This is a genomic window from Aurantimonas litoralis (assembly GCF_026153195.1).
GTDB classification, from domain to species: domain Bacteria; phylum Pseudomonadota; class Alphaproteobacteria; order Rhizobiales; family Rhizobiaceae; genus Aurantimonas; species Aurantimonas coralicida.
In genome coordinates, this window is the sequence record NZ_JAPFBM010000006.1 from 98,928 (window position 1) to 119,783 (window position 20,856).

The following is a 20,856-nucleotide window of genomic DNA, read 5'->3' on the forward strand; positions in this document are numbered from 1 at the left end:
AACGCTGTGTTCATCCGCCTTACCGCGCTGCGGCAAGTCCCCATCTCTCGCGGCAACGCCGGCACATGCCGGCCGTCTTTGCATCCGGAAGAGGACACCGCAATGGCTGACGAGAAACTGTTCGAGCCGCTCGATCTCGGCCCCACCCATCTGGCCAATCGCGTCGTCATGGCGCCGCTGACCCGCAGCCGCGCCACCGACGCAGGCGATCTGCGCGACATCCATGTCGAATATTACCGCCAGCGGGCCGGCGCCGGCCTGATCATCACCGAGGCGACGAACATCTCGGCGGAAGCGCGCGGCTATGCCTATACGCCGGGCATCTTCACCGACCGCCAGGTGGCGGACTGGAAGAAGGTGACCGATGCCGTCCACGCGAAGGGCGGCAAGATGTTCCTGCAGCTCTGGCATGTCGGCCGCATCTCGCATCCGGATCTGCAGCCGGGCGGCGCGTTGCCGGTGGCTCCTTCTGCGGTGAAGCCCGACATGAAGGCCTTCACGGTCGACGGCTTCAAGGACATTCCGGCGCCGCGGGCGCTCGACAAGGACGAGCTGCCGCGTGTCGTCGCCGACTACGTCAAGGCCGCCGAGAACGCCAAGGCCGCCGGCTTCGACGGTGTCGAGGTGCATTCGGCGAATGGCTATCTTCTCGACCAGTTCCTGCGGGACGGCGCCAACCAGCGCAGCGACGAATATGGCGGCTCCATCGAGAACCGCATCCGCTTCCCGCTCGAGGTCGTGGATGCCGTGGTCGGCGTCTGGGGCGCGGAGCGCGTCGGCATCCGCATCTCGCCGGTCAGCCCGGCCAACGACCTGACCGACAGCGATCCCGAGCCGCTGTTCACCCGCTATGTGGAGGAGCTGTCGAAGCGCAAGCTGGTCTATCTCCACGTCGTCGAGGGCGAGACCGGCGGGGCCCGCGATCCGCAGGAGTTCAAGGCCTGGTCGCTGAAGGACAAGTTCGACGGTCTCTACATGGGCAACAACGCCTATGACCGCACGATGGCGATCGAGCGCGTGGCGAATGGCGAGACCGATCTCGCCTGCTTCGGCCGGCCCTTCATCTCCAACCCGGACCTCGTCGAACGGCTGAAGCTCGACGCGCCGATGGCCGAATGGGACCAGGCGACGATGTATGGCGGCGACGAGAAGGGGTTCATCGACTACCCGGCCTTGAGCGAGGACGAGCGTTCGCGACTGGCCAAGGCGGCCTGATCGGCGCCGAACTCAGCACAGCGAACGTAGACAAGAGAAGGGTCGGGCCGTCGGGTCCGGCCCTTCCTTGCGTCCGGGGCACAGCCGATCGCCGGCGGCGATGGTCTTGATCGTGAAAATGAATTGGGGCGCGACCCGCTCTTGCGGTATCGTCGCGCCATGAACAAACCGCTTCCCGTCGCCATCGGACATTCCGCCTGTCCGCATGATTGCCCCTCCACCTGCGCGCTCGACGTCGAGATCCTCGAAAACCGGACGATCGGCCGGGTGCGCGGGGCGGCGGCGAACGACTACACGGCCGGCGTCATCTGCGCCAAGGTCGCGCGCTATGCCGAGCGCATCCATCATCCCGACCGGCTGGTGACTCCGCGGCAGCGGGTCGGTGCGAAGGGCGAGGGCGGCTGGCGCGAGATCGCCTGGGACGACGCGCTCGACCTCGTCGCCGAACAGTTCGTGAAGGCCGAGACCCGCTACGGATCGGAGGCGGTCTGGCCCTACCAGTATGCCGGCACGATGGGGCTGGTGCAGCGCGACGGCATTCACCGGCTGCGCCATGCCAAGCGCTATTCCGGCCAGTTCGACTCGATCTGCACCAACATGGCCTGGACCGGCTGGTTCGTCGGTGCCGGCGCCATGCGCGGCGCCGATCCGCGCGAATTGTCGAAGTCGGACTGCATCATCATCTGGGGCACCAATGCGGTCGCCACCCAGGTCAATGTGATGACCCACGCCGCAAAGGCCCGCAAGGAGCGCGGCGCGAAGATCGTCGTCATCGACATCTACGACAACGCCACGATGAAGCAGGCCGACATGGCCCTGAAGCTGCGGCCGGGCACCGACGCGGCGCTCGCCTGCGCGCTGATGCACATCGCGTTCCGGGACGGCACGGCGGACCGGGACTATCTCGCCCGCTACACCGACGATCCGGCCGGGCTGGAGGCGCATCTGGCGACCCGCACGCCGGAATGGGCCGCCGCGATCACCGGCCTCGACGTCGCCGACATCGAAGCCTTCGCCGCGCTGGTCGGGCAAACGCCGCGCAGCTATTTCCGGCTCGGCTACGGCTTCACCCGCCAGCGCAACGGCGCGGTGGCGATGCACGCCGCCATGTCGGTGCCGGCGGTCTACGGCCATTGGCGCCACGAGGGCGGTGGCGCGTTCCACTCCAATTCCGATATCTTCGGCCTCGACAAGTCCGAGATCATGGGGGCAGCCGATCGCGATCCCTCGATCCGCTATCTCGACCAGTCACGCATTGGCGCCGTCCTGACCGGCGACGCCGACGCGCTCGCCGGCGGTCCGCCGGTCGCGGCCATGCTGATCCAGAACACCAATCCGGCCAATGTCTGCCCCGAGCAGCGGCTGGTGCGGCAGGGGCTGCTGCGGGAGGACCTGTTCACCTGCGTCCACGAGCAGTTCATGACCGACACGGCGCAGATCGCCGATCTGGTGCTGCCGGCAACGATGTTCCTGGAGCATGACGACATCTATCGCGGCGGCGGGCAGAACCATATCGTTCTCGGGCCCAAGCTGGTCGATGCGCCGGAGACGGTGCGCACCAATCATTTCGTCATCGATGAACTGGCCAAGCGCCTCGGCGTCGCCGACCATCCGGGCTTCGGCCTGGACGAGCGCACGCTGATCGACAACATGCTGAAGGCCGCGGGCGATACGGAAGGCTTCGACGGCCTGCAGCGCGAGCGCTGGATCGACCGGCAACCGCCCTTCGAGGAAGCGCATTTCCTGAACGGCTTCGCCTGGCCGGACGGCAGGTTCCGCTTCAGGCCGGACTGGACCGGGGGACAGGCGCCGAACCGGCCGCCGGACAGCATGGGCCCGCAGGGGCCGGTTGCCGGTCTGCCGGAATTTCCCGACCATGTCACGCTGATCGAAACCGTCGACGACACGCATCCCTACCGGCTGGCGACGTCGCCGGCGCGGCAGTTCCTCAACTCGACCTTCGCGGAAACCCGCGGATCGCGTTCGCGCGAGGGGGCGCCGGAGCTGCTCGTCCATCCCGAGGATGCGCTGCGCGAGAGTCTTGGCGACGGCGAGATCGTCACCATCGGCAACAGCCGCGGCATTGTCCGGCTGCCGGTCAAGGTCAGCGATACGGTCAAACCCGGGGTGCTGATCCACGAGGGCCTGTGGGCGAATACCGACTTTCTCGACGGCGAGGGCATCAACGTCCTGACCGGAGCCGATCCCGTCGCCCCCTTCGGCGGCGCGGCGTTCCACGACAACCGGGTCTGGCTGCGGACCGCCCGGGCATAGCCGGCCGGGTAGGCGCGCGGCGTCGAGGCCAGAGTCTCGCGCCGTCTTCAGTGGCTTGGGCAGTGAAGCTGAGGTTCTGAATCAGAGTCCGTTCATGCCGGTAACGCGCTGAAAATACAGACCATACTTGCGTTCTCGATGCCACCCGGTTTCATCTGGACACAAAAAAGCCGGCGCGAAGAGCGCCGGCTTTCCTGTTCGGACGGACCGGACGGTCCGCCGTAATCAGTTGAACTTGTAGGAGACCTTGGCGGTCACGGTGTGGAAGTCGAAATCGTCGTCGACGGCGAAATCGGTCGAGCCACCGACGCCACCGGCGAACGGGCCGCCGTTCAGGCGCGTGTAACCCGAACCACCGAGGTTGGTGTAGAGATACTCGGCACCGAAGGACATGTTGTCGGTGAACTTCACTTCCATGCCGCCGCCGACGGTGTAGCCGAAGCTGTCCTCGTCCTCGGAGACGACGGCCGGCGTCGCGCCGGTCACGGCCGGGGAGTTGGTCGAGAACGAATAGTCGACGTCACCATAGGCCAGACCACCGGTGACATAGGCGAGGGCGCCCGGGGTCACGAGATAGCCGACGCGGGCGCGCACGGTGCCCAGATAGTTCAGCTCGCGGTCGGTCCGGTAATAGGCCGGCGTCGAGGAATCGGCGTTGGACGAGCGGGTGAGGTCGATGGCGTTGATGTCGGCGAGGACACCGAAGACGACGCTGTCCATCTGGTAGTCGTAACCGATATGCGCACCGCCGAGGAAGCTGGAGTCGACATTCGAGTCGAAGTTCGAGCCGAAGGCGCTCTGCACGGCCGAGCCGCCGAAGGCGAAGCCGTTGGTGCGCAGGTCGACATTGTCGGGATCCTGCGGGTTGAACGCGCCGCCGCCCTGGACGCCGAGATAGATGCCGGTCCAGCCGGATGCGACCGGGCTGATCTCCATCGGGGCCGGAGCCATCGGCTCTTCGTAGATCACGTCGGCGGCCTGGGCGTAGGTCGCGAAGGTCAGGGCGGTGGAGGCGGTCAGGATCGAGAGAAGGTAGGTGCGCATGGAATTCCTCGTTTGTTGATGTCCATGCTTATGCGGCGTTGTACTTGGTTCGCCTATGCCCGCTTTGCCACACCTATGTATTCGCCAGCTGGAAATTCATCACTGATGTGTGATGAGGAAATAAAGCACTCGAATGCCGAGCTGCGCCCTAAGGCGGAAGACCGGAAAGAAAAGTAAAACGGCGATCACATTCTTGCTATCGAGGCGTGAGCTGAAGTGTTCCTGCCTAAGCAATATTTGTAACGGCGCATAGCGAAGGCCGCGTGGCCCAAGGCGTGAACTGCGCGGCCAGCCATATGCTCACGCCGTCGTCGCGCGGCGGGAACTCAGGGAATAGTCGGGACTGACGGATGTGCCGGGGCGATCCCGCTTCGCGGACGCACAGACGATCCGCGCGCGAATGGTCCGGCACGCAGCCGCGGCTCTCAGCCTTCGGCCGCCGCCTCCCGCCATTCGGGAAGCGGGAAGATCCGGTCATAGGCCCAGTTGAAGGCAAAGGCGTAGACCGCATAGAACGCCGCGAAGCTCGCATCCATCAGGAACGCCTGCAGGATGCCGATCTCCAGATAGAGCGCGATCACCGGCAGCAGGAAGGCGAGCAGGCAGGCCTCGAACACGATCGCATGGACGACCCGGATCAGCGGCGTCTTGCGGGTGGTGCCCCGCACGCGCTGCATCAGATGGTCGAAGCCCAGATTGTAGACGTAGTTCCACAGCGTCGCGATGGTCGCGCCGATGACCGTGACGACGCCGATATCGGCGAAGGGTACGTGGAAGAGCCAGGCCCCCGCCGGGGTGACGAGGGCCAGCCCGACGATCTCGAAGCTGACGGCGTGACGGATACGATCGGGAGTTGAGCGCATGGCGACCCTGCTTGTCCTGTGCCGGGTCGTCCCGGCGATATGATGGGAGGAAAGGAAGGTCGTCCTTCACGGCGCATATGGCACCGCGGCGCGCCGATCGCAACGGGCATGCCCGGCACGAACCGGGTCAGGCCGTCATCGGCACGGCGTTGCGTCGCGACGGATCAGCCGTTGCGGCGGGCATCCGGCGACACGAGGATCGGGTCGCCATCGCCGAGGCGCATGGTCTCGTCTTCCACCGGCGGCGCCGGCTTGACGATGGCGCGTCCGTTGGACATGCGCACCGCGCCGTCCAGAACCAGCCTCAGGGCATGCGGATAAAGCCGGTGTTCGGCCCGCAACAGCCGCTCGGCGACGGTCTCCGGCGTGTCGCCCGGCACGAGGGCGATGGCCGCCTGCGCGATGATCGGGCCCTCGTCCATGCGGTCGGTGACGAAATGCACCGTGCAGCCATGGATGCGCATGCCGGCATTGATGGCGCGCTTGTGGGTGTCGAGGCCGGGAAACAGGGGCAGCAGGGACGGGTGGATGTTGATCAGCCGGCCCTCGAAGCGACGGACGAAATCGGCCGACAGCAGCCGCATGTAGCCGGCGAGGCACACCACGTCCGGCGCCATCTCGTCGAGCGCCCGGATCAGCGCTGCCTCGTGGGCGGCCCGGTCCGCATAGGCGGTCTGGGCGATGGCGACAGCCGGAATGTCGTAGCGCCGCGCGGTGTCGAGCCCGGGCGCGTCCGGCCGGTTGGACACGACGCCGGCGATCTGGCCGGGGTAGCCCGGGTCCATGCAGGCGGCGATCAACGCACTCATGTTCGAGCCGCGGCCCGAAATGAGCACCGCGATCTTCTTGCGCCGCACCGCGTTCATGCCAGCGCCAGTGCGCCATTGAAGGTCACCGCGGCGTCCTGGCGCGGGCGGATGCGGCCGAGCGGCACGACCGTCTCGCCAGCGCTCTGGAGAATGGCGCTGACGGCGGCCGCGTCCGCATCGGAGACCACCACGATCATCCCGATGCCGCAGTTGAAGGTGCGCAGCATCTCGGCTTCGGCGACGCCGCCCGTCTGGGCGAGCCAGCTGAAGACCGGCGGCACGGGAACCGCGAAGAGGTCGATGTCGGCGCGCATCGTGTCGGGCAGGACGCGCGGGATGTTCTCCACGAAGCCGCCGCCGGTGATGTGGGCGAGGGCCTTGATGCCGCGCGTCTCGGCAAAGGCGGCGAGCAGCGGCTTCACATAGATGCGGGTCGGCGCGATCAGGGTCTCGCCGAGGCTGCGATCGGCATCGAAGGGCGCCGGATCGGAATAGCTGGCGCCGGAGCGCTCGACGATACGGCGGACCAGCGAGTAGCCGTTGGAATGGACGCCCGACGAGGTGAGGCCGAGGATCATGTCGCCGGACTCGATGTTGCCGGCCGGCAGGAGGCGGTCGCGCTCGACCGCGCCGACGGCAAAGCCGGCCAGATCGTAATCCTTGTCGGCGTAGAGCCCCGGCATCTCCGCGGTCTCGCCGCCGATCAGCGCGCAGCCGGCCTGCCGGCAGCCCTCGGCAATGCCCTTGACGATGGCCTCGCCCTCGCTCGGATCGAGCTTTCCGGTGGCGTAATAGTCGAGGAAGAAGAGCGGTTCGGCGCCCTGCACGACGAGATCGTTGACGCACATGGCGACGAGATCGACGCCGATCGTGTCGTGCAGCCCGGTCTCGATGGCGATCCGCAGCTTGGTGCCGACGCCATCATTGGCGGCGACCAGCAGCGGGTCGTTGAAGCCGGCAGCCTTCAGGTCGAACAGGCCGCCAAACCCGCCGATCTCGCCATCGGCGCCGCGCCGCGCCGTGGAGCGTACATGCGGCTTGATGCGTTGCACGAGATCGTTGCCCGCGTCGATGTCGACGCCGGCGTCGCGATAGGTCAGTGGAGTCGTTTCGGCCATGGTCCCCGCACCGTTTTGGTCGAGTTGACATGATCGCCGGCTGTGAGCAAGACCCGGCTTCCAATGCTAAGGATTGTCGCCATGGTACGACAATGACCGGCGACGGACCAAAACACGGGCCCGGGCACCCGCTGACCCTGCCGAACATCATCACGATTGCCCGGCTTTGCGGCGTGCCGGTGCTGATCTGGGCGCTGATCGAACGCGACTGGACGCTGGCCTTCGCGATCTTCGTCGTGGCCGGCCTCTCCGACGCGGTCGACGGCGTGATCGCCCGGCGCTGGAACCAGCAATCCGACCTCGGCCTCTATCTCGATCCCATTGCCGACAAGGTGCTGCTGGTCTCGGTCTTCGTCGGCCTGGCACTGCTGGAGCGCTTGCCAGGCTGGCTGGCGATCGCGGTGGTCAGCCGCGACCTCCTGATCGTCGCCGCGGTGCTCCTGTCCTACGTCATGGGGCGGCCGGTCACGGTGCGGCCGCTGCTCGTCTCCAAGCTCAATACCGTGTCGCAGATTGTGCTGGCCGGCGTGGCCCTCGGCGAGCCGGCCTTCGGCCTGTCGCTGGCCGCCGAAATCGAATTCCTGGTGGCGGTCACCGTGGTCTTGACCGGTGTGTCGGCCGCCGCCTATCTCGTTGATTGGCTTCGACACATGAACCCCAACGACGATCCGTCCGACCGCAGAGGCGACCCCCAATGACCGATCGAAGCGCGCTCATCCGGCGGCAGGTCCTGTTCTGGAGCGTAGCGGCGCTGGTCTCCATTCTCCTGCTGTGGGTGTTCTCCGGAATCCTCCTGCCGTTCCTGGTCGGCATGGTGATCGCCTATTTTCTCGATCCAGTCGCCGACTGGTTCGAGCGGCGCGGCTTCTCGCGGCTGATGGCGACCATCGTCATCCTGATCCTGTTCGTTCTGTTCTTCGCCGCGGCGATCCTCGTCGTCGTGCCGGTGGTCGGTTCGCAGATCGCCAGCTTCGTCGAGCGCATCCCCGATTATCTCGATCGCCTGCAGGCGATCGCGGTCTCGGCCCGCAGCGGGCCGCTGGCCTTCCTGTTCACCGGGGAGGAGATGAACTTCAAGCAGGACTTCGCCCAGTTCGCCAGCGAAGGCACCGGCATCGTCACGACCTTCCTCGGCGGGCTGTGGTCGTCGTCGCTCGCCGTCGTCAATTTCGTTTCGCTGTTCATCGTCGCGCCGGTGGTCGCCTTCTATTTGCTGCTCGACTGGGACCGGATGGTCGACAAGATCGATGCCTGGACGCCGCGCCAGCATGTCGACACGGTCCGGCGGCTGGCGCGGGAGATCGACCGGTCGGTGGCCGGCTTCGTGCGCGGGCAGGGCAGCGTCTGCCTGATCCTCGGCACGATCTATGGCGTCGGCCTGACGCTCACTGGATTGAATTTCGGGCTGTTGATCGGCCTGTTCGCCGGGTTGATCTCGTTCATTCCCTATGTCGGCTCGGCGATCGGCCTGATCCTGGCGCTGGGCGTGGCTCTGGTGCAGTTCTGGCCCGACTGGGTCTCGATCCTGATGGTCGCGGTGGTGTTCTTCGTCGGCCAGTTCTTCGAGGGCAACATCCTGCAGCCCAAGCTCGTCGGAGCCTCGGTTGGCCTGCATCCGGTGTGGCTGATGTTCGCCCTGTTTGCCTTCGGTGCCCTGTTCGGCTTCGTCGGCCTGCTGATTGCCGTGCCGGCCGCCGCGGCGGTCGGGGTGCTGGTGCGCTTTGCCCTGTCGCAATATCTGCAGAGCGAAATGTATTACGGCCGTACGCAGCCGCAGCAGCCCACCGTGCAGATCGAGACGCAATCGGCGCCGCCCGCCGTCGGCACCGTGCCGCGCGGCGAGGCGGGCGAGTAGGACGCGATCGCGATGCCGACCCAGATCCCGCTCGAACTGCCGCATGCGGCCTCGCTTGCCCGCGAGGACCTGATCATGTCGCCATCGAACCGGCTCGCCGTGGAGGCGATCGATTCCTGGCCGCAATGGCGGCATTCGGTGCTCCTGATCGTCGGACCGCCGGGATCGGGCAAGACCCATCTCGCCAATGCGTGGAGCGAACGGGCCGGGGCGACGGTGGCGCGGCCGGGCGCGACCGAGGCGAGCCTTGCGGCCGACGATTTTCGCGTGGTGGTGGACGATGCCGATCGGACGGCCCTGTCGGAGGGCGAGCTGTTCGGCCTCGTCAATGCGGCCCGGCTGGGCGGCGGCAGCCTTCTCTTGACGTCACGGGTAATGCCGCAGGCCATGAATGTCGCGACCGCCGATCTGCGCTCGCGTCTCGCTGCGGCGACCATCGCCGAGCTCGGCGCACCCGACGATGCGCTGCTGACCGGCGTGTTGATCAAGCTCTTCGCCGATCGCCAGATCGCCGTGTCGCCGCGGGCGGTGAATTATCTCGTGCAGCGCATGGAGCGCTCGCTGGATGCGGCGGGTTTGCTGGTGGCGGAGATCGACCGGGAGGCGCTGTCGACGCGCGAGCGGATCGGCACGCGATTGATCAAACGGGTGCTTGACCGCGGCACCGCCGCGATGCGTCATGCGACTGTCGCATCCGGCCGCTAACCGGCGGCGACGGAGGAGTTTGCATGGACGACACCACACCGCCCCGACCGGAACGCAAGCCGCGCGCACCGCGGCGCCGTACGGCGACCCCGCGCAGCACAACCAGGGCATCCGCCGCGGCGGCGCCCGCTGAAAACACCGCGTCCGGCAACGGTGAGGCGAAGGATCTGGCGCGCACGCCGATCCGCCGCAGGCCTGCGAAGGCCGCGGCAAAGTCCGCGCCGACAGACCAGCGGGCCGCCGACAGCGTGGAGTCGGCGGATGCCGGCTCCGGCACGCACAAGCCGGAGGAGGGCGCCCCGGCCGCCGCGTCGTCCGACACGCGGGTCAGCGAAGCCTCGGTCATCCTCGAGGCTCCGACGGCCGAGGTCGAGGCCCGCACGGCGGCGCAGAACCTGGCGGCCGAGACCGAGCTGCCGGCCGACCGCTTCGTCAATCGCGAGATCTCCTGGCTGCAGTTCAATCGCCGGGTGCTGGAGGAATCGCTCAATCCGGCGCATCCGCTCCTGGAGCGCGTGCGCTTCCTGTCGATCTCGGCCGACAATCTCGACGAGTTCTTCATGGTCCGGGTCGCCGGCCTCGCCGGCCAGGTGCGCGAGAAGATCTCGGTGCGCAGCATCGACGGGCTGACCCCACAGGAACAGCTCAACCAGATCCTGGTCGACGTTCACAATCTCCAGGAAGAGCAGCAGGCCTCGCTCGCCGAGCTGGTGAAGACGCTGCGCGAGGAGCGCATCCAGATCGTCGGCGCCGGCGATCTCAAGCGCGAGGACCGCGCCTGGCTGGAGAACCATTTCAACGAGACGATCTTCCCGGTTCTGACGCCGCTGTCGGTCGATCCGGCGCATCCGTTCCCGTTCATCCCCAATCTGGGCTTCTCGATCGCGCTGGCGCTGGTGCGCGAGCGCGATTCGCAGAAGATGAACGCCCTGCTGCGGCTGCCCGTGGCGCTGCAGCGCTTCATCCAGATGGAGCCGAACGCGGCGGGCATGACGCGCTTCGTGCCGCTGGAAAGCGTCGTCGCCCTGTTCATCGGCAAGCTCTTCCCCGGCTACAGGGTGAGCGGCGCCGGCACGTTCCGGATCATCCGCGACTCCGATATCGAGGTCGAGGAAGAGGCCGAGGATCTGGTGCGGCTGTTCGAGAGCGCGCTGAAGCGGCGCCGGCGCGGCTCGGTGATCCGCATCGAGTTCGATTCGGTGATGCCGGAATCGCTGCGCAATTTCGTTGCCAATGAACTCGAGGTGCCCGATTCCCGGGTCTCGGTGCTCGACGGCATGCTGGCGCTCGATTCGGTGTCGCAGCTCTGCAAGCTGCCGCGCGACGACCTGAAGTTCACGCCTTACATCCCGCGCTTTCCCGAGCGCATTCGCGAGCACAATGGCGACTGCTTCGCGGCGATCCGCGAGAAGGACATCATCGTCCACCACCCGTATGAATCCTTCGACGTGGTGGTGCAGTTCCTGCGCCAGGCGGCGCAGGATCCCAATGTCATCGCCATCAAGCAGACGCTCTACCGGACCTCGAACGATTCACCGATCGTGCGGGCGCTCATCGACGCGGCCGAATCCGGCAAGTCGGTGACGGCGCTGGTCGAGCTGAAGGCCCGCTTCGACGAGGAAGCCAACATCCGCTGGGCGCGCGACCTGGAACGGGCCGGCGTGCAGGTGGTGTTCGGCTTCATCGAGAAGAAGACCCACGCCAAACTGTCGCTGGTGGTGCGACGTGAAGAGGGCAAGCTCGTCAACTTCGTCCATATCGGCACGGGCAACTACCACCCGATCACCGCGCGCATCTACACCGACCTGTCCTACTTCACGGCCGACCCGGCGATCGCCCACGACGTGCAGCTCGTGTTCAATTACATCACCGGCTATGCCGAGCCGACCGAGGTCAAGAAGCTGGCGATCTCGCCGCTGACGATGCGCAACCGGATCGTCGACCTGATCCGCGCCGAGGCCGAGCATGCGAAGGCGGGGCGGCCCGGCCAGATCTGGATGAAGATGAACTCGCTGGTCGATCCGGCGATCATCGATGCCCTGTACCGCGCCAGCCAGGTGGGCGTGGAGATCGACCTCATCGTGCGCGGCATCTGCTGCCTGCGCCCGCGCGTCACCGGCCTGTCCGACAACATCCGGGTGAAATCCATCGTCGGCCGTTTCCTCGAGCACAGCCGCATTTTCTGCTTCGGCAACGGCCAGGGGCTGCCCTCGGAGGGGGCGATCGTGTATCTGGGCTCGGCCGACATGATGCCGCGCAATCTCGACCGGCGGGTCGAGACGCTGGTGCCGATTTCCACGCCGACGGTCCACAGTCAGATCCTGTCCCAGATCATGCTGGGCAATATTCTGGACAATCAGCAGAGCTGGTCGGTAGCCGCGGACGGTACATCGCGCCATATCGTACCCTCGCCGGGCGAACAGCCGTTCAATGCCCAACGCTATTTCATGACAAATCCGAGTCTGTCGGGGCGCGGTAAAGCACTGAAGACGGATGCTCCAAAACTCATTGCAAGACAACGGGCAGAACATTCCCGGTTCGACTGAGCCGATCGCGCAGGGACGGCTGCAGGATCGTCAGCCGGTCGCGGTCGTCGATATCGGGTCGAACTCGGTTCGCCTGGTCATCTACGAAGGCAATTGCCGCTCGCTGACGGTGCTCTTCAACGAGAAGGTCCTCAGCGGTCTCGGCAAGGGGCTGGCGCGCACCAACCGGCTCGACCCGAAGGCTGTCGACAGTGCGCTCGCCGCGCTGTCGCGCTTTCGCCGGCTCGCCGCGCAGGCCAATGTGCGCGAGATCCATCCCATCGCGACGGCCGCCGCCCGCGAGGCTCAGAACGGGCCGGACTTCATCGCGGCGGCGGAAGCCGCGATCGGCTGCGAGATCGTCATCCTGTCGGGCGAGGACGAGGCCCGCTACGCGGCCGAGGGCGTCTTGTCGGGGTTCCACAATCCGAGCGGGATCGGCGGCGATCTCGGCGGCGGCAGCCTGGAACTGGTCGACATCGACGCAGGCGGCTTCCAGGGCGGGCTGACCCTACCGCTGGGAGGGCTGCGTCTCCGCGACCTGTCGGAAGGCGATCTGACGCGGGCTCAGGCGGTGGCCGAGAGCCATCTGTCGGCCTGCGCTCTGGCCGGAAAGGGCGAAGGGCGGCCGTTCTTCGCCGTCGGCGGGACCTGGCGCAATCTCGCCAAGCTGCACATGGAGCAGGAGAAATATCCCCTGCATGTGATGCATGGCTACGAGATCGACGCGGCCGGCATCGACGGTTTCCTCGACATGGTCGTGCGCACGCCGGCCGACAAGCTGCCGGGCATCGGCGCGGTCTCCAAGTCGCGCCGGTCGCTGCTGGCCTACGGCGCGGTGACGCTGAAGAGCATCATACGGCACCTGAAGCCGTCGAAGATCGTCCTGTCGGCGCTCGGGGTGCGCGAGGGCTATCTGCATTCGCTGCTGTCGCCGGAGGAACGGGCAAAAGACCCGCTGCTGGAATCGGCCCGCGAACTGTCGATCCTGCGCTCACGCTCGCCCGATCATGCCCGGGAGCTGGTGGAGTGGAGCCGGCGCACCTTCGAGGCCTTCGGCATCGACGAGACGCCGGCGGAGGAACGGTTGCGGCAGGCCGCCTGCCTCCTCGCCGACATCGGCTGGCGGGCGCATCCCGACTATCGCGGCAAGCAGTCGCTGTCGATCATCGCCCATGCCGCGTTCCCGGCGGTCGATCATCGCGGGCGCGTCTATCTCGGACTGACCAATTACTATCGTCACGAAGGCAGCTTCGAGCAGGTGCACCTGCCGGAGATCGAACGTCTCGTCGACGACCGGCTGATGCGCCGGGCGCGCATTCTCGGCTCGCTGTTCCGGGTGGCCTATCTGCTGACCGCTTCGATGCCCGGCGTCCTCGACCAGATCAAATGGGCGCAGGACCCGCGCGGCGGCTTCACGCTGGTGATCCCGCAGCATCTGGCCGATCTCGTCGGCGAGCGCCCGGAAGGGCGCCTGCAGCAATTTGCCAAGGTCGTGGAGAAGACCCTGCGCATGGAAGTGCGCTGAGGGGCCGATCGCCGCGTCAGAGCGCGACGATCTCCACCTTGCGGTTACGATAGACGAGTGCGGTTTCGCCCTTCAGGAGGTTCAGCGCACGGTCGCCGAAGATCTCGCGGCGCCAGCCGTCCATCGCGGCGATGGGGGCCTCGTCGCCTTTCCAGGCGAGCTTCTCCAGATCGTCGCCCGAGGCGATCATCTTGGCGGCGACGCCGTTCTCCTCGACGACGATCTTCAGGAGCACCTTGAGGAACTCGACGGCCGCCGCCGTGCCTTCGGGAAGCTGCGGCGGGCGCGGGATCGACGGCAGGTCGGCGCGCGGCACGGCCTGCGCGCGCTGCACGGCGGCGACGATCTCGCGGCCGGCATTGCTGCGCTCGAAGCCCCGCGGGATGGTCCGCAGCCGCGACAGCGACTGTTCGTCGGTCGGCGCCTGCTGGGCGATCTCGTAGATCGCGTCGTCCTTGAGGATGCGGCCGCGCGGCTTGTCGGCCTCGCGCGCCTCGCGCTCGCGCCAGGCGGCGACTTCCTTGAGGATCTGCAGTTCGATCGGCTTGCGCACCCGCAGCTTCAGGCGGCGCCAGGCGTCGTCGGGATGCAGGTCGTAGGTCGCCGGATCGGTGAGGACGGCCATCTCCTCGTCCACCCAGCGCGTGCGGCCCTTTTCGGCGAGCTGCGCGGAGAGGAAGCGGTAGACGTCGCGCAGATAGGTCACGTCGGCCAGCGCGTAGGCGAGCTGCTGGTCGCTCAGCGGACGCCGGCGCCAGTCGGTGAAGCGCGAGGTCTTGTCGATGCGGCCGTCGGTGGTGCGCGCCACGAGCTGGTCGTAGGCGATCGACTCGCCGAAGCCGCAGACCATGGCGGCGACCTGGGTGTCGAACAGCGGCACCGGGATGATGTTGCCGAGCTTGTGAATGATCTCGACGTCCTGCCGGGCGGCGTGGAAGACCTTCACGATGCGCTCGTCGCGCATCAGATCGAAGAAGGGCGCCAGATCGAGGCCGTCCGCCAGCGGGTCGACCAGCACGGCCAGATCGTCCGACGCCATCTGGATGAGGCAGAGCTCGGGCCAGAAGGTGGTCTCGCGGATGAATTCGGTGTCCACGGTGACGAATTCGGCGGCGGCGAGCCGCGAACAGGCTTCGGACAATTCGGCGGTGGTGGTGATCGTATGCATGGCCATCCTTTAGACCGATCCGCGGCGCGGGCGAAACCCGGAAGCGTCGCGCGCGGACGGAATCTTGACATGGGGCATGACGCATGCGCTTGTCCGCGGCGATTCCGCCGATCGAGAACGACCCGCCTGCGCGCGCATCGACGCAGCGTCGGCGCGGACCAGCCATTAGGAAGAACGCCATGCATCGCTATCGCAGTCACAGCTGCGCCGCCCTTCGCAAGGAGGATGTCGGCAACACGGTTCGCCTGTCGGGCTGGGCCCATCGCATTCGTGACCACGGCGGCCTGCTGTTCATCGATCTGCGCGACCATTACGGCCTGACCCAGGTCGTCGTGGATCCCGATTCCCCGGCCTTCGCCATTGCCGAGACGGTGCGCGGCGAGTGGGTGATCCGGGTCGACGGCGAGGTGAAGGCGCGCTCGGCCGAAACGGTCAACCCGAAGCTGCCGACTGGCGCGATCGAGGTCTTCGCCAAGGAGATCGAGGTGCTGTCGGCCGCCAAGGAGCTGCCGCTGCCGGTCTTCGGCGAGCCGGACTATCCGGAGGACATCCGCCTGAAGTACCGCTTCCTGGATCTGCGCCGCGAGACGCTGCACAAGAACATGATGCGGCGCACGCAGATCGTCTCGAAGATGCGCACGCTGATGGGCGATGCCGGCTTCTTCGAGTTCCAGACGCCGATCCTGACAGCGTCGTCGCCCGAGGGCGCCCGCGACTTCCTGGTGCCGTCGCGGCTGCACAACGGCATGTTCTACGCGCTGCCGCAGGCCCCGCAGCAGTACAAGCAGCTGATCATGATGTCCGGCTTCGACCGGTACTTCCAGATCGCGCCGTGCTTCCGCGACGAGGACCCGCGCGCCGACCGCTTCTATGGCGAGTTCTACCAGCTCGACGTGGAGATGAGCTTCGTCGAGCAGGAGGACATCCTGTCGACCATGGAGCCGGTGATCCGCGACGTGTTCGAGGCGTTTGCCGACGGCAAGCCGGTGAGCCAGACCTTCCGCCGCATTCCCTACGCCGAATCCATGCGCAAATACGGCTCCGACAAGCCCGACCTGCGCAATCCGATCGAGATGCAGGCCGTGACCGAGCATTTCGCCGGTTCGGGCTTCAAGGTCTTCGCCAACATGATCGCCGGCGATCCGGCGGTCGAGGTCTGGGCGATCCCGGCCAAGACCGGCGGCAGCCGCGCCTTCTGCGACCGGATGAATTCCTGGGCGCAGGGCGAGGGCCAGCCGGGCCTCGGCTACATCTTCTGGCGCGAGGAAGCGGGTGCCGTCTCCGGCGCCGGGCCGCTGGCCAAGAACATCGGCGAGGAGCGCACCGAGGCGGTCCGCACCCAGCTCGGCCTCGAGGCGGGCGATGCCTGCTTCTTCGTCGCCGGGCGTCCGGAGGCCTTCACCGCCTTTGCCGGTGCGGCCCGCACCCGAGTCGGCGAAGAGCTGAACCTTGTCGATCGCGATCGGTTCGAGCTCGCCTGGATCATCGATTTCCCCTTCTACGAATGGCAGGAAGAGGAAAAGAAGATCGACTTCGCCCACAATCCGTTCTCGATGCCGCAGGGCGGCATGGGGGCGCTGCAGAACGAAGAGCCGCTGAAGCTCAAGGCGTTCCAGTACGACATCGTCTGCAACGGCTTCGAGATCGCCTCGGGCGGCATTCGCAACCATCTTCCCGAGACGATGGTGAAGGCGTTCGAGATCGCCGGCTATTCGAAGGAGACGGTCGAGGAGCGCTTCGGCGGGCTCTACCGCGCCTTCCAGTACGGCGCGCCGCCGCATGGCGGCATGGCCGCCGGCGTCGATCGCATCGTCATGCTGCTCTGCGGCGCGAAGAACCTGCGCGAGATCGCCATGTTCCCGATGAACCAGCAGGCGCACGACCTGCTGATGGGCGCGCCGAACGAGGCCTCGCCGGCGCAGCTGCGCGACCTCGGCTTGCGCATCGCGCCGCAGGCGAAGAGCTGAGGAAGCCGCCGGGCGGGCACTCCGTCCGGCGCCTCTTCGAACGGCCATGAAAAAAGGCCCCGTGCGTCCAGCACGGGGCCTTTGTCGTTCGAACCGCCGGGATCGGCAGGTTATTTCGCGTCGGCGTTGGCATCGACGGTGAGCGACAGGACCTTGGGCAGGGTCTGCGGCGCGCCCATCGCGGCGCCCATGATCTGGGTGGCGGCGATCGGGTTCTCCGGCGCGATGGTGATCGACAGGGCCTGCGGATCGTTGAGGAACGTCGTCACGGCGCCGGTGACCTCTTCCTGGAACTCCGGGTTCTGCAGATAGCCGAGCACCGCCGGCAGCATCGCCGTTAGGTTCTGCACCAGTTCCTCGCGGCTCTGGCCGTTCTCCTTGGCGTAGTAGTCGAGCAGCTTGCCGGTCAGGGATTCGTCGGTGAAGGTGATGTCGGCCGAGTTCAGCGACAGCTGCGAGATCAGCCCCATCACCGCCATGCCGGTGGCCTGCTGGTTGTCGGGATTGCTCGCCATCTGCTCCTGCAGCTGCGACAGCGAATCCGCGAAGGCCGTCGTGTAGCCTGAGATCGCGTAGGTGAAGGACAGCTCGCCCGCGTCCTCGACCGACAGCAGGAAGGGATCGAGCTCCAGCAGACCGCTCTCGGGCTCCCAGTTCGCTGAGCCGTTCAGCGAGCCGCTGATGGTCTCGTAGCCGACGTCGCGGATGGCCTGGGTCGCCTCGGGCGAGTCGCCCGTCGTCAGGTCGGCGGTGAAGGCGCCGACCTTGACCTCGGTGGCCAGGCTGCCGCTGTCGCCGACCTCGTTTTCCATCGACGCGTCGGACAGTTCGAAGACGGTCTTGCCGTCCCTCGCGAGGTTGATGCTGCCGATCGTCGCCTTGTCGAAAAAGAAGCTGGAGAGCTTCATGGCGGCCGGGGCGTTGGCCGCATCGGTCCCGGCGAGCATCAGGCCCTCGATGCTGACGTCGCTGATCCGGGCGCGCTTGCCGTCTTCCGTCTGGTCGAGTTCCGGGAAGGCGAGGCGCTCGACCGTCCAGCCCTCGGGCGTCGACCCGGCGACGTTCTCGAAGGTCAGGTCGCCGACATCGGAATCCTCGCCGAAGGAGACGTCCTTCAGGATGACGTTCTCGCCGTTGGCTTCGGCGCTCGAATAGGACATCGAATGCTCGCCGTTCTGCACGAGCGTCTTCAGGCGCTCGCCGAAGGCCTGCGCATCGACCGCGAAGGCCGAGGTCGAGGAGAGAAGCAGCACGGCTGTCGCGGCTGCGGATATGCCTGTCGTGGCGCGCATGGGAAAACCTTTCGCTGGAAGCCGGTGAGCCGATCCGTCCGGTGCCCGGTCGTCGTGCCCTGCGCGACACATATGGCCAAGTCGCTTCGCCGTTAAAGGGGGGCGCGGCGGCATGCGGCATTTGCCCGTCTGGCCGGCGCCGACAAAGTTCGGGATAAGCCCGTTCCGGTGTTGTTCCCATCCGGTGCATGGCCTAGAGGAAACCGCATGGGCAAGGCTACCGAACCGCCGGCTGGTGGCGGCGACATCGAACCGATCGATCTGAAGGCAGCGCTGGAAGAGCGCTACCTTGCCTATGCGCTGTCGACCATCATGGGCCGGGCGCTGCCGGATGTGCGCGACGGCCTGAAGCCGGTGCATCGGCGCATCGTCCATGCCATGCGCATCCTGCGGCTCGACCCCGGCCAGGGCTACAAGAAATGCGCCCGCATCGTGGGCGACGTGATGGGCAAGTTCCATCCGCATGGCGACGCGTCGATCTACGATGCCCTGGTCCGGCTCTCGCAGGATTTCGCCATCCGCTACCCGCTGATCGACGGGCAGGGCAATTTCGGCAATATCGACGGCGATAGCCCGGCGGCGATGCGCTACACCGAAGCGCGGATGACGGATGTCGCGACGCTGCTTCTGCGCGGCATCGACGAGGACGCGGTCGACTTCAAGAAGACCTACAACGAGGAGGAAGAGGAACCGATCGTCCTGCCGGGCGCGTTCCCGAACCTTCTCGCCAACGGCTCGTCGGGCATTGCCGTCGGCATGGCCACGTCCATCCCGCCGCACAACGCGGCCGAGCTCTGCGACGCGGCGCTTAAGCTGATCGAGAATCCGGACGCCACCACCGACGCGCTGCTGCGCTTCGTGCAGGGGCCGGATCTGCCGACCGGCGGAGTCATCGTCGACAACCAGGCACAAATCCGCGAGGCCTACGACACCGGGCGCGGCTCGTTCCGGGTGCGGGCGCGCTGGGAGACCGAGGACCAGGGCCGCGGCGGCTACGTGGTCGTCGTCACCGAGATTCCGTATCAGGTCCAGAAGTCGCGGCTGATCGAGAAGATCGCCGAGCTGCTTCTGGCGCGCAAGCTGCCGCTGCTCGGCGACATCCGCGACGAATCGGCCGAGGACGTCCGCATCGTCATCGAGCCGAAGAGCCGCACGGTCGATCCCGAACTGCTGATGGAATCGCTGTTCCGGCTGACCGATCTGGAATCGCGTATCCCGCTCAACATGAACGTCCTGTCCGGCGGCAAGGTGCCCCGGGTCATGTCGCTGAAGGACGTTCTGGCCGAGTGGCTGGCGCATCAGCGCGAGGTGCTGGTGCGGCGCTCGCGCTTTCGGCTGGCGCAGATCGAGCGGCGGCTGGAAATCCTCTCCGGCTATCTGATCGCCTTCCTGAACCTCGACGAGGTGATCCGGATCATCCGCGAGGAGGACGAGCCCAAGGCCGTCCTGATGCGGACCTTCGAGCTGACCGACACCCAGGCCGAGGCGATCCTCAACATGCGGCTGCGCTCCCTGCGTAAGCTGGAGGAATTCGAGCTCAAGCGCGAGTTCGACACGCTGACCGAGGAAAAGGCCGAGAAGGAAGCGCTGCTGGCTTCGGACGAACGCCAGTGGGCGGGCATTGCCGCCGAAGTGCGCGAGGTTCGCGAGACCTATTCGAAGAAGACCAAGATCGGTCGTCGCCGCACCCTGTTCGCCGACGCGCCGAACCGGGCGCTCGACGACATCACGGTGGCGCTGATCGAGAAGGAGCCGATCACGGTCGTCCTGTCGAAGAAGGGCTTCCTGCGCGGCATGAAGGGCCATCTGGCCGACTTCTCCTCGCTGGCCTTCCGCGAGGGTGACGGGCTGCAGCTCGCCTTCCACGCCATGACCACCGACAAGCTGCTGTTCCTGTCGACCGGCGGTCGCGCTTTCACCCATGGCGCCGACAAGCTGCCGGGCGGGCGCGGGCAGGGCGAGCCGATTCGCCTCGCCTTCGAGCTCGAGGACGATCAGGACATCGCGCTGGCCTTCGTCGCCGATCCCGAGCGCCGCCGCCTGCTGGTCTCCTCCGACGGGAATGGTTTCGTCGCCAGCGAGGCCGACATGCTGGCCAATACCCGCAAGGGCAAGCAACTGATGAACGTCGCCGGCAAGACCAAGCTCGCACTGGCCGCGCCGGTGGGGATCGGCGACCACGTGGCCATCGTCGGCGAAAACCGCAAGCTGCTGGTCTTCCCGCTGGTGCAGGTGCCGCAGATGACCCGCGGCAAGGGCGTGCGGCTGCAGCGCTACAAGGATGGCGGCTTGTCGGATGCCCGCGTCTTCGCCATGGCGGACGGGCTGACATGGACGGATTCCGCCGGCCGCAGCTTCACCCGTTCCGAGACCGAACTCCTGGAATGGCGCGGCGACCGCGCTCAGGCCGGGCGGCTGGTGCCGAAGGGCTTCCCCAAGACCAACCGCTTCGACGGCTAGCCATCGGCCTTGCCCGGCAAGCGGGCGAGGCAA

General features: G+C 66.7%; 15 protein-coding genes. 9 read left to right on the top strand and 6 right to left on the bottom strand.

Features of this window, described 5'->3' with window-relative positions:
- The first annotated feature begins 102 nt into the window (after positions 1–102).
- Both N7I30_RS14330 and N7I30_RS14335 read left to right on the top strand, forming a co-directional pair.
- Complete coding sequence (locus N7I30_RS14330; protein WP_498639735.1) at positions 103–1,215, top strand: alkene reductase; 1,113 nt, start codon at positions 103–105, stop codon at positions 1,213–1,215.
- Between the two features lie 141 nt (positions 1,216–1,356).
- Complete coding sequence (locus N7I30_RS14335) at positions 1,357–3,489, top strand: molybdopterin-dependent oxidoreductase (RefSeq protein WP_498639737.1); 2,133 nt, start codon at positions 1,357–1,359, stop codon at positions 3,487–3,489.
- A gap of 225 nt (positions 3,490–3,714) precedes the next feature.
- Here the strand turns inward: N7I30_RS14335 and N7I30_RS14340 are convergent, their stop codons facing one another.
- From N7I30_RS14340 to purM, 4 genes are all read right to left on the bottom strand, one after another.
- Positions 3,715–4,533 carry an outer membrane protein gene (locus N7I30_RS14340; protein WP_498639739.1) on the bottom strand — a complete coding sequence of 273 codons (819 nt, stop codon included), beginning with the start codon at positions 4,531–4,533 and terminating at the stop codon, positions 3,715–3,717.
- Between the two features lie 425 nt (positions 4,534–4,958).
- Positions 4,959–5,396: a PACE efflux transporter gene (locus N7I30_RS14345; RefSeq protein WP_498639741.1), complete on the bottom strand. Its 438-nt coding sequence runs from the start codon at positions 5,394–5,396 to the stop codon at positions 4,959–4,961.
- Between the two features lie 164 nt (positions 5,397–5,560).
- Entirely contained in the window at positions 5,561–6,262 is a 702-nt protein-coding gene (gene purN / locus N7I30_RS14350) for a phosphoribosylglycinamide formyltransferase (RefSeq protein ID WP_498639743.1), read from the bottom strand.
- Entirely contained in the window at positions 6,259–7,323 is a 1,065-nt protein-coding gene (gene purM / locus N7I30_RS14355) for a phosphoribosylformylglycinamidine cyclo-ligase (protein WP_498639745.1), read from the bottom strand. The genes purN and purM overlap by 4 nt, the downstream gene beginning before the upstream one ends.
- Positions 7,324–7,415: 92 nt before the next feature.
- Here purM and N7I30_RS14360 point away from each other — a divergent pair, with 92 nt between their 5' ends.
- Genes N7I30_RS14360 through N7I30_RS14380 form a run of 5 tightly spaced genes read left to right on the top strand, consistent with a single transcriptional unit; the run spans position 7,416 to position 13,936 of the window.
- On the top strand, positions 7,416–8,021 hold the full coding sequence (locus N7I30_RS14360) for a CDP-alcohol phosphatidyltransferase family protein (RefSeq protein WP_498639747.1): 606 nt from the start codon (positions 7,416–7,418) through the stop codon (positions 8,019–8,021).
- Complete coding sequence (locus N7I30_RS14365) at positions 8,018–9,178, top strand: AI-2E family transporter (RefSeq protein WP_498639749.1); 1,161 nt, start codon at positions 8,018–8,020, stop codon at positions 9,176–9,178. Before N7I30_RS14360 ends, N7I30_RS14365 begins: the two co-directional genes overlap by 4 nt.
- 12 nt (positions 9,179–9,190) lie before the next feature.
- Entirely contained in the window at positions 9,191–9,883 is a 693-nt protein-coding gene (locus N7I30_RS14370) for a P-loop NTPase family protein (RefSeq protein WP_498639751.1), read from the top strand.
- A gap of 23 nt (positions 9,884–9,906) precedes the next feature.
- Positions 9,907–12,429, top strand: a complete 2,523-nt coding sequence (locus N7I30_RS14375; RefSeq protein WP_498639753.1) for an RNA degradosome polyphosphate kinase — start codon at positions 9,907–9,909, stop codon at positions 12,427–12,429.
- Positions 12,392–13,936 (top strand): Ppx/GppA family phosphatase, encoded by a 1,545-nt coding sequence (locus N7I30_RS14380; RefSeq protein WP_498639755.1) that lies wholly within the window; start codon positions 12,392–12,394, stop codon positions 13,934–13,936. The genes N7I30_RS14375 and N7I30_RS14380 overlap by 38 nt, the downstream gene beginning before the upstream one ends.
- A gap of 16 nt (positions 13,937–13,952) precedes the next feature.
- On the opposite strand, the gene rnd is transcribed toward N7I30_RS14380, so the two are convergent.
- Complete coding sequence (gene rnd / locus N7I30_RS14385; RefSeq protein WP_024350534.1) at positions 13,953–15,104, bottom strand: ribonuclease D; 1,152 nt, start codon at positions 15,102–15,104, stop codon at positions 13,953–13,955.
- A 179-nt stretch (positions 15,105–15,283) separates the two neighbouring features.
- Between rnd and aspS the strand changes: the two genes are divergently transcribed.
- Positions 15,284–17,071, top strand: coding sequence for an aspartate--tRNA ligase (aspS, locus tag N7I30_RS14390; protein WP_498639757.1), 1,788 nt, complete (start codon positions 15,284–15,286; stop codon positions 17,069–17,071).
- A 110-nt stretch (positions 17,072–17,181) separates the two neighbouring features.
- Here aspS and N7I30_RS14395 read toward each other — a convergent pair whose 3' ends face one another.
- Positions 17,182–18,363: an aq_1923 C-terminal domain gene (locus tag N7I30_RS14395; RefSeq protein ID WP_498639759.1), complete on the bottom strand. Its 1,182-nt coding sequence runs from the start codon at positions 18,361–18,363 to the stop codon at positions 17,182–17,184.
- A gap of 207 nt (positions 18,364–18,570) precedes the next feature.
- On the opposite strand from N7I30_RS14395, the gene parC reads away from it, so the two are divergent.
- Positions 18,571–20,823, top strand: coding sequence for a DNA topoisomerase IV subunit A (gene parC, locus N7I30_RS14400; protein WP_498639761.1), 2,253 nt, complete (start codon positions 18,571–18,573; stop codon positions 20,821–20,823).
- Positions 20,824–20,856 lie beyond the last annotated feature (33 nt).